This is a genomic window from Nostoc sp., assembly GCF_036917815.1.
Taxonomy (GTDB): Bacteria; Cyanobacteriota; Cyanobacteriia; order Cyanobacteriales; family Nostocaceae; genus Nostoc.
Genome location: NZ_JBALEK010000010.1, coordinates 87,719 through 101,786, shown reverse-complemented (window position 1 = coordinate 101,786; position 14,068 = coordinate 87,719). Strand labels below are relative to the sequence as shown.

The following is a 14,068-nucleotide window of genomic DNA, read 5'->3' as shown; positions in this document are numbered from 1 at the left end:
TTACCTTAGAGTTGCTTGACCTCTAGCTTCGATGGATCATATCACACTCATGACTGAACTCACGCTACGCCTACAAGAGGGAGATACGGAGACAACGATCGCAGTTGATCAAGATGTATTTACAATTGGTCGTTTACCGGAATGTAACTTATACTTACCTTTTGCTGGAATATCCCGCAACCATGCTCGCCTGCTCAAAACGGCTGATGGTGTGTGGACTATTGAGGATCTGGGCAGCAAAAACGGGACACAAGTCAATAAGTATCTGGTTAACTATCCCCAAGAGTTACATCACGGCGATATCGTTTTACTGGGCAATGTTAGCATAGTAGTGCTGCTAACAAGCCTTGTTTCCCAACCTCTACCTGAATATCCTGGAACTTCGGATATTAATGAGCAAAGAACAATCCTTCACAATGTCGAACAATTACAACAGCAATGGATTGCAGCTGATAGTAGGGATGACAACATCAGCAATAAGGATAAAACTATTGCCCGTCTCAAAGACTTAGTGGACATAGCGAAAAATCTTTGTGCAGCAGCCTCCATAGAAGAGATTTTTTCTCAGGTACAGCAAGTAGTTTTTCGTTACCTTGATAGTATCGATCGCTTGGCATTGTTAATTGATGTCAATGGTTGCGGCCAGTTGGAATTAGTGAATGCTGCGACTAGAAATATTTCCCAACAGAAACATCTTCCCTCTGATGGTAGTTGGATTAGTCGTAGTATCTGTCAAAAGGTATTTGACGAAAAAGTGGTCATTCAAACCGGTGATACTCATCAGGATGAACGGTTTGCTAGTGAACAGAGTATTTTGTTCAAAGGCATTCGCAGCGCGATGGCGGTGCCTTTATGGGATGAAAATAAAGTTGTGGGCGTACTCTATGCCGATGCCAATTTTTCTTCTTATCATTGGGCAAATGAAGGCGAGGAAGAATTGAGCTTTTTTTCAGCTTTAGCAAACCTTGTAGCTTCGAGTGTGCAGCGCTGGCTATTGGTAGAGAAACTCAAAACTGAAGAGATGATTCGTCACCGATTAGAACGTTATCATTCTCCAGCAGTTGTACAGCAGTTGATCTCTGTAGGCGGATTACCAGGTGGTCGTTTAGCTCCCACCGAGAGCGAAATCAGTATTTTGTTTGCGGATTTGGTTGGGTTTACGGCAATTTCTGAACGGTTAACACCAACTGCGATCGCTCAACTATTAAATAATTTATTTGAAGAGATGCTAAAAGAAGTGTTTACCTACGGCGGCACTTTAGATAAATATATTGGAGATTGTATTATGGCATTTTTTGGCGCTCCAGAACCGCAGCCAGATCACGCCGATCGCGCTGTTGCTGCTGCCAAAGGAATGCTGACTCGTCTCGAACATCTTAATGCCAACGGTTTTTGGCACGAACCGCTACAATTACGCATTGCGATTAATAGCGGTAAGGCTGTGGTGGGAGATGTCGGTAGTTCCCAAAGGGTAGATTACACAGCATTAGGCGCGACGATTAATCTTGCTGCTCGGATGGAAGCAGTTTGTCCTCCTAGTGAATGTGTGATTAGTGAAGTTACTCATAAAATGCTTTTACAATCCTCAGACTTTCAGGAAATGGGAGATTATCGTTTCAAAGGTATTGAGCGATTAGTTAAGATTTATCAGACAAATTTGCAGCAAGTGCCAACAATTATTAGTTATTAACCCAAGTTGGATATTACGCGGCTTGGATTACTAGATAAAGATTGTTTTTATGCAGCTTTACATAAAATTGGTATCAGCATCAAGGATAAAGTTTATTTTATGCAGAATCTACCTTTAGCTATTACCTGACTGTGCCAGCACTAAAAATTTGCTCTGCTGTCAAATCTAACTCTGGAAAAGTTGGCGACTGGATACGGTCATTTCGTCGAAATTTACTAACGCGATACTCACCTTCTTCTAAACAGCAAACTAAAATAGTCGGTTGTTTGGGCTTGCCAATAAATTCTCTACCGCCCAATGCACCATAATCTACAATCCAGTATTCAGGAATTCCCATTTCTTCATAATCAGCGTATTTTTTGAGATAATCATTACGCCAGTTTGTACTTACCACCTCAATTATTAAAGGAATTGATGCTGCTTGAGTAACAGTTGATTGTTTTTTCCAGAAAGATTCATTAACTAAATTAGTAAGATTTAGGAGTAGCAAATCTGGCGAGTAAGCTGATTCGTTTTCAAGTGGTTTAACTAATACTGTTTTTGGTATACCATACCGCAATCCGAGGCGACTATATTCTAAAGTGATTTTTGTCGATAAAAATACAACAATCTCTTCATGGTCCCCTGTTGGTTGGGGCATTTCTACTACAACTCCATCATATAGTTCGTAACGTTGTCCTGTGTTATCTGGATATTTAGCAACGAATTCATCGAATGTAACTACTTTGCCTAAGACTTGAGTCATAGCTTGATTCCTCAATTGTGCAAATTATAGCAACTTTACTTGTATTTAATTCATCAATATTAATACTTATTGATTGGTATACTTTAATTCAATTAAAATTGCGAGATCGTAATATTCAGCAGCTAATTTTTGGCTAAAAGACTAGAATTTGGATGGTAGCTTCCTCAATTTATATGTATAACATTAGGAAGCCAACTTCAAGCTATTTTTTAACGGGAGGTCAGGTAATGGCGATCGCCACCATTAATCCCGCCACTGGGGAAACGCTCAAAACCTTTGAGCCACTCAATGATGCAGAAATTATCGCTAAACTCGATTTAGCTAATCAGGCTTTTGAAAAGTATCGTCAGACTAGTTTCTCTGAGCGATCGCAATGGCTAGAAAAAGCTGCTGATATTTTAGAGCAAGACAAAGCAGAATTTGCTAAGTTGATGACTCTAGAAATGGGTAAGCCTTTCAAAGCTGCGATCGCTGAAGTCCAAAAATGCGCCGTCGTCTGTCGCTATTATGCCGAACACGCCTCTAGTTTTTTGGCTGATGTCAGTGTAAAAACGGATGCCAGCCAAAGTTTTGTGCGTTATCAACCAATGGGTGCGATTCTCGCGGTGATGCCGTGGAATTTCCCCTTTTGGCAAGTGTTCCGCTTTGCTGCACCGGCACTCATGGCGGGGAATGTCGGCTTACTCAAACACGCTTCCAACGTGCCGCAGTGTGCCTTGGCAATTGAAGAGATTATCCGACGGGCGGGTTTTCCTGGAGGTGCGTTTCAAACCCTATTAATAGGCGCTGCCAAAGTCGCCGATTTAATGGCTGATGATCGGGTAAAAGCTGCTACCTTGACAGGAAGCGAACCAGCAGGTATATCCCTCGCCGTCGCCGCCGGCAAACAAATTAAAAAAACCGTTTTGGAATTAGGAGGAAGTGACCCATTCATTGTGTTAGAAAGTGCTGACTTAGAGACAGCAGTTGTCACCGCTACTACAGCGCGGATGTTGAATAACGGGCAATCATGTATTGCAGCGAAACGTTTTATTATTGCAGAAGCGATCGCAGACAAATTTGAAAAATTGCTTTTAGAAAAATTCGAGGCGCTAAAAGTAGGCGATCCCATGCAACCAGATACCGATTTAGGCCCACTGGCAACTCCTGGTATTCTCCAGGATTTAGATAAACAAGTGCAAGCTGCCATCAGCAGTGGTGGTAAAGTCCTCACCGGTGGATATCCTTTATCAGATCGTCCCGGTAACTTTTATCCGCCAACGATTATCATAGATATCCCCACTGACACACCAATTGCCAAAGAAGAATTTTTTGGCCCGGTAGCCTTGTTATTCAGGGTTCCTGATATCGATGCTGCCATTAAACTCGCTAATGACAGCCCCTTTGGATTAGGTGCAAGTGCTTGGACAACCAACGACCAAGAGAGCGATCGCTTGGTTGAAGAAATTGAAGCCGGTGCCGTGTTTATTAACAGTATGGTCAAATCTGATCCTCAGTTGCCCTTTGGTGGCATCAAGCGTTCTGGATATGGCAGAGAATTGAGTATCCAGGGTATACATGAGTTTGTCAATGTTAAAACCGTGTGGGTTAAATGATTAGTCATTAGTCATTGGTCATTGGTCAGACAAAGGACAAATGACTAATGACAAAGAACAAAAGTCTTATTCGTTAATAGAGTTGTCGGGAAATAAAATGAATACAGCAGAATTATTGGTGCAGTGCCTAGAAAATGAAGGAGTGCAATATATTTTTGGACTCCCTGGGGAAGAAAATCTGCACGTTTTGGAAGCGCTAAAACATTCATCGATTAAATTTATTACAACTCGTCATGAACAGGGTGCAGCATTCATGGCCGATGTCTACGGACGCCTAACAGGAAAAGCCGGAGTATGTCTTTCTACTCTTGGTCCTGGGGCAACCAATTTGATGACTGGGGTAGCAGATGCTAATCTCGATGGTGCGCCTTTAGTGGCAATTACCGGTCAAGTGGGAACAGATAGAATGCACATTGAATCCCATCAATATTTAGATTTGGTAGCAATGTTTGCACCTGTTACCAAGTGGAATAAGCAGATTGTGCGACCGAGTATTACACCAGAAGTAGTCCGAAAAGCATTTAAGCGATCGCAATCAGAAAAACCTGGTGCAGTTCACATCGATTTGCCAGAAAATATTGCTGCCATGCCTGTAGAAGGCAAACCTTTACGTAAGGATAATAGCGAAAAAACTTATGCATCTTTTGCTAGCATTCGGGCAGCAGCAGCCGCAATTTGCCAAGCAGTTAACCCATTAATCTTAGTCGGAAATGGGGCAATTCGCGCCCATGCAAGTGATGCAGTAACGCAATTTGCCACCTTGTTAAATATACCTGTTGCTAATACCTTCATGGGTAAAGGCGTGATTCCCTACACACATCAATTAGCATTGTGGTCAGTAGGATTACAGCAAAGAGATTTTATTACCTGTGGCTTTGATAACACAGATTTAGTAATTGCCATCGGCTATGATTTGATTGAATTTTCCCCGAAGAAATGGAATCGGAATGGTGAAATTCCCATAGTGCATATTGGGGTAAGTCCGGCGGAGATTGATAGTAGTTATATTCCCCACGCCGAAGTAGTGGGAGATATTTCCGATTCCCTCTATGAAATCTTAAAATTAGCAGACAGACAAGGTAAACCCGATCCCTTTGCTATTAGCTTAAGGTCAGAGATTCGGGCTGATTACGAACAGTATGCCCATGATGACGGATTTCCCATTAAGCCACAAAAGTTAATTTATGACTTACGGCAAGTGATGGGGCCAGATGATATCGTCATCTCTGATGTTGGCGCACATAAAATGTGGATGGCGCGTCATTATCATTGCCATAGCCCTAATACTTGCATAATTTCCAACGGCTTCGCGGCTATGGGTATTGCTATTCCTGGCGCTTTAGCAGCAAAACTCGTTCATCCTCAGCGCAAAGTCGTTGCTGTCACAGGCGATGGCGGCTTTATGATGAATTCTCAAGAATTAGAAACAGCCTTGCGTGTTGGTACGCCCTTTGTCACCATAATTTTTAATGATGGTGGCTATGGGTTAATTGAGTGGAAGCAAGAAAATCAATTTGGCAAAGGAAACTCCGCTTTTGTGCATTTTAGCAATCCTGATTTTGTTAAATTCGCCGAAAGCATGGGTTTAAAAGGCTACCGAGTTGAATCGGCTTTAGATTTGATTCCTACTTTGAAAGAAGCCCTCGCTCAAGATGTACCCGCCGTGATAGATTGTCCCGTAGATTATCGGGAGAATCACCGCTTCAGTCAAAAAGCGGGCGAGTTGACTTGTGCGTTGTAAAAAGTTCAAAGTTAGGAGTTAAGAGTTATACCGATTACCTGTGAGGTTGCATAGAACAATTTGCTCAAGCCCCAAGTCTTACCAAGCCTGATTTTGTGCAGCCTCTTAGAGAATTGGTATTAGGAGTTATTTATTCCTAACTCCTTTTTAATTTATACTCCTCATAATCGGATGCAACACAGCTATTGGTGTAAACTTGAGCTTACCTACCAATGCAGTATTCCCCTCAGTCCCCAAATCAAGTTAAATGCCCAACACATTTGGCCAGTTGGTACGCTGTTGTAGCGGTCTTGGTAAGCTAGATTGGCATCTGGCTGAGTAGCAATATTGACTATGCGTTGATAAATAGTTGACTTCTAGCTGATTTATTGTTGACTTTGAGTCTCTTAAAAGAGCTAGAATATTAAGTAGTATTTCATATAAGGAGTAATGGCGCGATCGCTCCGAGTAGCCCCAGAGTATATTGAAAAAGTCAAGTCAGCACCTCCGCGTAACGGCTATCCCAGCCAACAGTCGTTGGCTACTGATATAGGATTTTCTTTATCCACAGTCAAAAGCTTTCTCACTGGCAAACCTGTTGACTATCTAAATTTTGTAGAACTTAGCAAAAAATTGGGGTTAGAGTGGCAAGACATTGCATACAAAGAACCAGAAACTCAACCGCCTAAATCTCAGCCACCTAACGGGGAAGCATCACCCTTCATCATTGGCGCACCCATCACCCAACCGCGTTACTTTTTTGGGCGCGAAAAAGAATTAAAACGCCTCTTCAACTTACTCAAACGCCATCCCCTGCAAAACTCCGCCATTATCGGGAAAAAGCGCAGTGGAAAAACATCCCTGCTGCACTATCTCAAAAATATCACCACCACCCCAGCAGAACAGCTGCGTCCTGAGCAAAAATCTGACTGGCTACCGCATCCAGAAAATTACCATTGGATTTTCGTAGACTTGCAAGATGCACGAATGCAAAGCCGAGAAGGGCTGCTAAAGTACATCCTAGAATCACTGAAGATGCAAGTGCCGACACCTTGCGATTTAGATCGTTTCATGGATGTAGTCAGCGATAATTTGCATTATCCCACAGTCATCTTATTGGATGAGATTGGCGTTGGCTTGCAACGCTGTCCAGAATTAGATGATGGCTTTTGGGAAAGTTTGCGGTCTTTAGCGACTAACCATACAGGGGGGAATCTAGCATTTGTCTTGGCTACCCACGAATCACCGATTGAAATGGCGCACAACACAGGACACAGTTCACCCTTTTTCAATATTTTCGGCTACACCGCATATCTGGGAGCATTGACTGAGAAAGAAGCGTGGGAATTGATAGTGAGTTCGCCCATTGCTTTTACTGATAAAGATGTGGAGTGGATTTTGACACAAAGTTGCTGCTGGCCACTGTTGTTACAAATTCTGTGCAGAGAAAGGTTATTTAACTTAGAAGAAGGGGAGAATGATGATAATTGGCGTGAGGAAGGCTTACGACAAATGAAACGGTTTGCTGATTTCTTAGATTCATAACTAGCAGAGTAACTATGAAAGCACACCGAATTGAAACAAAGTTAACTAAAAACGGAACCTTGATTCTTGAGGATTTACCGTTTCAGGCTGGGGAAGCAGTTGAAATCATTGTTTTAGAACGTTTTCCCCAATCTTCAGAATCTAATCCTTATCCTTTACGGGGAACAGTTATTCACTATGATGATCCTTTTGAGCCTGCTGTACCTATAGAGGATTGGGAAGTCTTGCAATGATAATCTTAGATACCCATATTTGGATTTGGTGGGTAGATAATAATGAACGACTAAACCAGAAATATCGAGATTGGATTGAAGAATATCAATCTCAAGGATTAGGAGTCAGCATTATTTCTTGTTGGGAAGTCGCCAAACTGGTTGAGAATCGCAAACTTGCTTTTTCAATTTCAGTTGACGAGTGGTTAGCAGCAGCTTTAGCTTATCCAGGAGTGCAGCTACTCGAAGTGACAATTCCAATTATCGTTGAATCAACCAAACTCACAGGTTTTCACCGAGATTCATTTGACCAAGTTATTGTAGCCACTGCCAGAATTTACAACTCTCCTTTACTAACTGTTGATGCCAAAATTCTGGCATATCCTGGGGTGCAAACTTTCAAAAACTGAAAGAAAAGTTGGTGTTGGTCAATTAACCTATGAATTCTTCTTTGCGCCTTTGCATGAAGCTCTTTAATATCCTGATTCAGCAAAGCCGAGTATTAAATAGGAGTGCAGAAACGTTGACCTCACCACAACTACCCCCTAACGCCTACACCGATGCACCCCAGCAGCACCCCAACTTAATCCTTGGTAGCCTGCAACTGCTTTTCTGGCTTTTCTTCCACCCTTCAGCATGGCGTAATCACCTCAAGCACATTGATCCTGACCTAGAATCAGACTCCTCTTTAATTAGCTTTTTGAGACGAGGGCGATGGCGGCTGCTCATTGAGGGGTACTTTACCTTATCTATCTTGGCTAACTTACTGCTGGGCTTAGTGCTGTGGATATTGGGTGAACCAATCGCAAGCATACTTGCTGATGTGGTGTCTTGTGTGGCGTTAGGCGTGGTATTCGGACTGATGTTAGGTATGGCGGAAGGCAAGGCGGAAGCCGTGGCCGGAGGCGTGGCGTTTGGTATGGCGTTGGGTATGGCGTCCAGTATGGCGTCCAGTGTGGCGAGAACCGTGGCGGAAGCCTTGGAGGGAGGCGTGGCAGCCGTAGCGTTGGGCGTGGCGTTCGGCGTGGCAGCGAAAAAGCAAGGTGTAACTCTACCGTCCCTAGCCCGTGAAGTGTTAAAATCTGACCCTTTCACCTATTTCGATGAATGGCTAGATAAAGTAGAACTCGCTCTAGAACAAAATACCGCCTTACTAGCGCTAGATGAATTCGAGGTGCTAGACAACGCCATAGCCAAAGGTCGCTTTGATGAACAGGATGTTTTAGGTATGCTGCGTCACCTCATCCAACATCGTCCCCGTTTCAAGGTGTTACTGGCTGGCTCCCATACTATCGAAGAATATCAGCGCTGGGCTAGTTATCTAATTAATGTCCAAGTAGTGCATATCTCCTACCTCAAAGAAGCAGAAGCACGACAATTAATTGAACGTCCCGTCAAAGATTTTACTCTCCGCTATGAACCTAACGCCGTTGAAAGAGTGCTACAACTCACCCGTTGTCACCCATTCTTAGTCCAACTACTCTGTGCAGAAATTATCGTCCTCAAAAACGAGCAAGACCCCTCTATCCGGCGATTGGCAACTTTAGCAGATGTGAAAGCAGCAATACCAGAAGCTTTGAAAAGCGGTGGCTTTTTCTTTGCTGACATTCAAAACAACCAAGTTGATGCAACTGGACAAGCTATTCTACGTTTTATCGCAGCTCTAGGGGAAGGGGCTATAGTTAGCTGCCAAACTCTATTGCAACAGTTCCCGGATGCTGATATTACTTTCAATTTGCTGTTGCAACGTGAGTTAATTGAGGAAGTTGACGACGGCTATGGCTTCCAGGTGGAGTTGATTCGGCGGTGGTTTGTTTGAATGATGTCCAGTAAATTAACTATAGATATTAGCCCTTTCAAGGTGGGTAAAAATTTTGGTCAAAGAATCCCTCTTTACTCTGCGTTCTCTGCGCCTCTGTGGTTAGATAAATTACTTTTAAACCGCAGAGGCAATAGAGTTGCCAGTGCGCCCTTGCGGTTTCCCGACTTGTCCCTTGCGCGTCTCCCCTTGCGAGAAGCAACTGGCGCAGCGCAGAGAGGAAATCAGAGATATTCTGAGTCACCTTGAAAGGGCTACTGTAGATATTTACTACTTGCGCTGGCGTAATTGCTCTACTATGTAGTCTTCTAGTTCTTGTTTTTCTCTGTTACTAGCATTGCGTTGATAAGTTCTTCCGGTTTCTTGAATAAACCTGCGTTTCTCGCTTGGAGAAGATTTGAGTTTACCTCCAGTTGCTTGCAGTTTTACCTGTAATTCTTCCCAAGTCTTTTCACCCACACTTTCACCTAGTTTGACCAGTGCCTTTGGGAGTAACATTTTTGCCTCTCGTTGAAAATCTTCTTCTGTCTCAAGGGAAGCTAAATCTATATTGCTAAAGTCGATATCGATTTGAAAGTTACTCATACAATTGTATTTATTCTGTTCAAATTTATTACCACAATCGGGGAAAGATAGGTTTTCAATTTTCAGCTATGAGCCAAATATAGTATGCTTGTACTGTTTGATGTTGGTAACTGAAGTTGAAAATATCAATTCCGAAAGTTGATTTAATACTTCCGGTAGTATAGCCTTACTTAATCATTCATCACAAGATTCTCGACTTCTTGAAATAAGTGGGAAATCTCAGCCTTTTGGTTTTCATTTATCAAAGAAGATTGCTATATATTCAAAAAGAATACACATAATTAATGACCGTACAACCAGGTTAGCAGTGTTAAAATGCTATCTTAAAAGCAAGGTCATTTGCTCAATTTTTGAGGATAATACTATGACTACAACGCTTAAAGAGCCTAATTCTATTGAGTCATTGCTAGGTAAAGAGGCAGAAGACTTACTTACCTACAAAGCAAAAGTTTCTCGTGATTTACTACATTTACCTGGGTCAGACTTTGTAGATCGAATCTGGCTCAATAGCGATCGCAATCCTCAAGTATTGCGTAATCTCCAGTTACTTTATTCTACTGGTCGTTTGGCAAACACTGGTTATCTCTCGATTTTACCAGTAGACCAAGGGATTGAACACTCAGCAGGTGCGTCTTTTGCGCCCAATCCGATTTACTTTGACCCAGAAAATATTGTCAAGCTAGCGATCGCCGCAGGTTGCAATGCTGTTGCTACCACTTTGGGGACATTAGGTATAGTTTCGCGCAAATATGCCCACAAAATTCCCTTTATTACCAAAATTAATCACAACGAATTGCTGACTTTCCCCAATCAATTTGACCAGGTATTGTTTGCGGATGTGGAACAAGCTTGGAATTTAGGGGCGGCGGCGGTAGGTGCGACAATTTACTTTGGTTCAGAGCAGTCTACCAGACAAATCCAGGAAATCAGCAAAGCTTTTAAACGCGCCCATGAACTGGGTTTGGCAACTATTCTCTGGTGCTATCTGCGTAACAACGCTTTTAAACAAGATAAAGATTACGACCTTGCGGCTGACCTCACCGGACAGGCGAATCATTTGGGTGTAACCATTGAAGCCGACATTATCAAACAAAAGTTACCCGAAAATAACAATGGTTACGGTGCAGTTGCCAAAGCTACTGGTAAGAGTTACGGCAAAACCGATGAGCGAGTTTACACAGAACTGACAACCGATCATCCAATTGATTTAACTCGTTACCAAGTACTAAATTGCTACTCTGGGCGTGTGGGGTTGATTAATTCTGGTGGTGCGACTGGTAAAAATGACTTCGCGGAAGCCGTTCGCACTGCTGTAATCAACAAACGCGCTGGTGGTTCAGGATTAATTTCTGGGCGAAAGACTTTCCAACGTCCCTTTGAGGAAGGTGTAAAACTGTTTCATACCATTCAGGATGTTTATTTGTCGCCAGATGTGACGATAGCTTAGGGAGTGGGGAAGAAGCAGGGGGAGCAGGGGGAGCAGGGGGAGCAGGGGGAGCAGGGGGAGCAGGGGGAGCAGGGGAAGCAGGGGGAGCAGGGGAAGCAGGGGGAGCAGGGGGAGAAGAATTAATAACCAATGCCCGATGCCCGATGCCCGATGCCCAATACCCAATGCCCAATACTTCGGCTTCGCTCAGTACAAGTGCCCAATGCCCCATGCCCCATTTCCTACTTCAAACCCAGAATATTCAAGACTAGATACAAGCCCCCTGCGTATGTAGCAGAACCCAGCAGTACGCAAACTGGTAGGGTCAGTACCCAGGCTAGCAGCAGATTTCTCAGGGTGTCCATTTGCAAACCAGAATGGTTTGCCGCCATTGTACCCGCGACACCAGATGACAGGACGTGAGTGGTGCTGACTGGTAGACCGAAGTAATCCGCAGCACCAATAGTTGTCATAGCTACTAACTCGGCGGAAGCTCCTTGAGCGTAGGTAAGATGGTCTTTACCAATCTTTTCACCCACTGTCACCACGATGCGCTTCCAACCAATCATTGTGCCAAGACCGAGTGCAATGGCAACGGCAAATTTTACCCAATTGGGAATAAATTTGGTTACTTTATCCAACTGCGTCTTATAGCTGGTAAGCACCTCTTTTTGTTTGGCATCGGTTAATTTTTTCTCCTTGTCCAACTTCCCAATTGTTCCAGCTACTAGATACATATCGGTTCGTAATGAGCCAAGCTCATCTTTGGAAAGCTGCTTGAAACTAGTCTTAGCAGCAAGCTTATCTCCAATTACACGACTTTGGACAGCAAGGGCTGTGAATGTTTTTTCGTTAGCTTCGGCAGCTGGTTTGAGGAAGTTGGAAAGCTCATCTGTGACGTTTTGACCGTTTGAGAATGTCCCAGGTGCTTGTTGTTGCAGCACTGTAATTACAGAGTTGGATGTAGCGGACAACTGAGCGATCGCAGCTGCATCAGTATCCATATTCAGTGCAAACATACCTGGTATGATGCCCACCAAGATGAGCATGATCAAACCCATACCTTTTTGACCATCATTTGAACCGTGGGCGAAGCTCACACCAGTACACGTCAAGATTAACAAAGCACGTATCCAAGGTGGGGGGGGCTTACTCCCATCTGGCGCACGGTACAACTCTGGTCGATTAATCAGTCTCTTAGCCAGGATTAACAGCACTGCGGCGCAGGTGAATCCAATAATTGGCGAAACCAGTAGAGATGTGAAAACTTCCTGCACCTTTGACCAATTCACGCCCTCGCCAAAGACATGACCCGAAGATAACACTGAGTTTGCTAAACCAACACCCATGATCGAGCCAATCAGCGTATGTGAACTGGATGCAGGTAAGCCCAAGTACCAGGTTCCCAAGTTCCACATGATTGCCGAAATCAAAAGTGCAAAGACCATTGCGAAGCCTGCACTTGAGCCAACATTAATTACCAACTCAACGGGAAGCAAGGCAATAATCCCAAAAGCAACGGCTCCAGTCGATGTCAGCACACCAATTAGGTTCCAACAACCTGACCAAACGACGGCGATGTTTGGCTTCAGCGTGTTGGTGTAAATGACTGTAGCAACTGCATTGGCAGTATCATGAAAACCATTGACAAATTCAAAGCCGAGTGCTAGACCCAGCGCCAAAGCCAGAAATAAATATTCCACTTAGCACTCCTAATAAAAGACAGAATGCAGTTTGACAAAAACAAGTTGGTTACAAAAAAACTATTAAAACTAGGAAAAAGCCTGGGATTATTGCAATTCAGTGAACTACTCAAGAAATTATGGTTATAAATACAACCTTTCTCTAAACAGATTCTCTGATTGCGTCTATTATCTCGAAATAAGAATGGATTCTAATTACACTTGAAGATTAGAATAGATAAGTTAAGAAATAACTAAGTAATAGTAAAGAATAGATTAAAGTACTTCAAATCATTGTTGTGGAGAGTGGGGAGTGGGGGAGAATAAGCAATGCCCCATGCCCCATACCCATTTTTATCTAACGTTTCTCAGTAAGAAATTTGGTTGACCACAACTTTTTTGCGATCGCTTCAAAATCTCGGCGCTACAAATACCAGGTTGACCGTTTTTGGAATAACAAAAGAAGACTTCTTGCAGAAATCTTCCTGAACCAGAACAAAAGGGTGCTACACCATCAGCAGTAATTTGATTATTAGCACTCACAAATGAATTTTTAAAATCTGTAATTGTGGTACGCAAGGGCTTATCAGGACGATTATAAGCTGGGGGAATAGCGATCGCATCTTTTAACTTTTTACTCAATCCCAAGTATTCCGCAGGAGTTTTCCCCGAACAAGTACCATGTTTTTCCCATTCATGATCGTAAAGTTTCTTACTAGGATACAAATTGGGGAACTGCCGCTTTACTTCCGACGGTAATTTTTGCGTAGAACAATTAGCAGGATAACCAGCTTGGTATTGTGGCCACAAACCATGTAGTACAAAACCAAGTTTCCTTCCAGAACCACACTGCTGCGGGTCACGGGTGCCATTTGCTGCACAATAATCTGGCGACCAAGAAAGTGTTAGTACATAAAAGTCAAATTTACCCGGAGTACCGCGATTTTGAGCAATGGCAGGATTAGGTATAAAAAGAGCAGTAATGAACAGAGAAGACGCAATGAGAAGTTTCTTAATCTGCATATAAACACTTAAATTACTCTAAAATT

At 43.1% G+C, this 14,068-nt stretch carries 12 protein-coding genes; 8 read left to right on the top strand and 4 right to left on the bottom strand.

Annotated features, from left to right (window positions below):
- Nucleotides 1–49: 49 nt before the first annotated feature.
- Nucleotides 50–1,690 (top strand): adenylate/guanylate cyclase domain-containing protein, encoded by a 1,641-nt coding sequence (locus V7K97_RS03330; RefSeq protein ID WP_334799273.1) that lies wholly within the window; start codon nucleotides 50–52, stop codon nucleotides 1,688–1,690.
- A 121-nt stretch (nucleotides 1,691–1,811) separates the two neighbouring features.
- Here the strand turns inward: V7K97_RS03330 and V7K97_RS03325 are convergent, their stop codons facing one another.
- Nucleotides 1,812–2,435: a Uma2 family endonuclease gene (locus tag V7K97_RS03325; protein WP_334799272.1), complete on the bottom strand. Its 624-nt coding sequence runs from the start codon at nucleotides 2,433–2,435 to the stop codon at nucleotides 1,812–1,814.
- Nucleotides 2,436–2,662: 227 nt separating this feature from the next.
- Between V7K97_RS03325 and V7K97_RS03320 the strand changes: the two genes are divergently transcribed.
- The 6 genes from V7K97_RS03320 to V7K97_RS03295 all read left to right on the top strand — a co-directional run bounded on the left by V7K97_RS03320 (nucleotide 2,663) and on the right by V7K97_RS03295 (nucleotide 9,326).
- Nucleotides 2,663–4,030: an NAD-dependent succinate-semialdehyde dehydrogenase gene (locus V7K97_RS03320; protein ID WP_334799303.1), complete on the top strand. Its 1,368-nt coding sequence runs from the start codon at nucleotides 2,663–2,665 to the stop codon at nucleotides 4,028–4,030.
- 97 nt (nucleotides 4,031–4,127) lie between these two features.
- Nucleotides 4,128–5,771, top strand: coding sequence for an acetolactate synthase large subunit (locus V7K97_RS03315; RefSeq protein WP_334799302.1), 1,644 nt, complete (start codon nucleotides 4,128–4,130; stop codon nucleotides 5,769–5,771).
- Nucleotides 5,772–6,200: 429 nt separating this feature from the next.
- Nucleotides 6,201–7,295: an ATP-binding protein gene (locus V7K97_RS03310; protein ID WP_334799271.1), complete on the top strand. Its 1,095-nt coding sequence runs from the start codon at nucleotides 6,201–6,203 to the stop codon at nucleotides 7,293–7,295.
- A 14-nt stretch (nucleotides 7,296–7,309) separates the two neighbouring features.
- Nucleotides 7,310–7,528 (top strand): hypothetical protein, encoded by a 219-nt coding sequence (locus V7K97_RS03305; protein ID WP_334799270.1) that lies wholly within the window; start codon nucleotides 7,310–7,312, stop codon nucleotides 7,526–7,528.
- The gene (locus V7K97_RS03300; RefSeq protein WP_334799269.1) at nucleotides 7,525–7,917 is read left to right on the top strand and encodes a type II toxin-antitoxin system VapC family toxin; all 393 of its coding nucleotides are present in this window, start codon (nucleotides 7,525–7,527) and stop codon (nucleotides 7,915–7,917) included. Before V7K97_RS03305 ends, V7K97_RS03300 begins: the two co-directional genes overlap by 4 nt.
- A 29-nt stretch (nucleotides 7,918–7,946) precedes the next feature.
- Complete coding sequence (locus V7K97_RS03295; RefSeq protein ID WP_334799268.1) at nucleotides 7,947–9,326, top strand: hypothetical protein; 1,380 nt, start codon at nucleotides 7,947–7,949, stop codon at nucleotides 9,324–9,326.
- Nucleotides 9,327–9,596: 270 nt separating this feature from the next.
- Here V7K97_RS03295 and V7K97_RS03290 read toward each other — a convergent pair whose 3' ends face one another.
- Entirely contained in the window at nucleotides 9,597–9,911 is a 315-nt protein-coding gene (locus tag V7K97_RS03290; protein WP_334799267.1) for a hypothetical protein, read from the bottom strand.
- Nucleotides 9,912–10,275: 364 nt separating this feature from the next.
- Here V7K97_RS03290 and V7K97_RS03285 point away from each other — a divergent pair, with 364 nt between their 5' ends.
- Complete coding sequence (locus tag V7K97_RS03285; protein WP_334799266.1) at nucleotides 10,276–11,358, top strand: class I fructose-bisphosphate aldolase; 1,083 nt, start codon at nucleotides 10,276–10,278, stop codon at nucleotides 11,356–11,358.
- A gap of 221 nt (nucleotides 11,359–11,579) precedes the next feature.
- On the opposite strand, the gene V7K97_RS03280 is transcribed toward V7K97_RS03285, so the two are convergent.
- On the bottom strand, nucleotides 11,580–13,040 hold the full coding sequence (locus V7K97_RS03280) for an inorganic phosphate transporter (protein ID WP_334799265.1): 1,461 nt from the start codon (nucleotides 13,038–13,040) through the stop codon (nucleotides 11,580–11,582).
- Between the two features lie 333 nt (nucleotides 13,041–13,373).
- Nucleotides 13,374–14,042: a ribonuclease T2 family protein gene (locus V7K97_RS03275; RefSeq protein WP_334799264.1), complete on the bottom strand. Its 669-nt coding sequence runs from the start codon at nucleotides 14,040–14,042 to the stop codon at nucleotides 13,374–13,376.
- Between the last annotated feature and the right edge of the window lie 26 nt (nucleotides 14,043–14,068).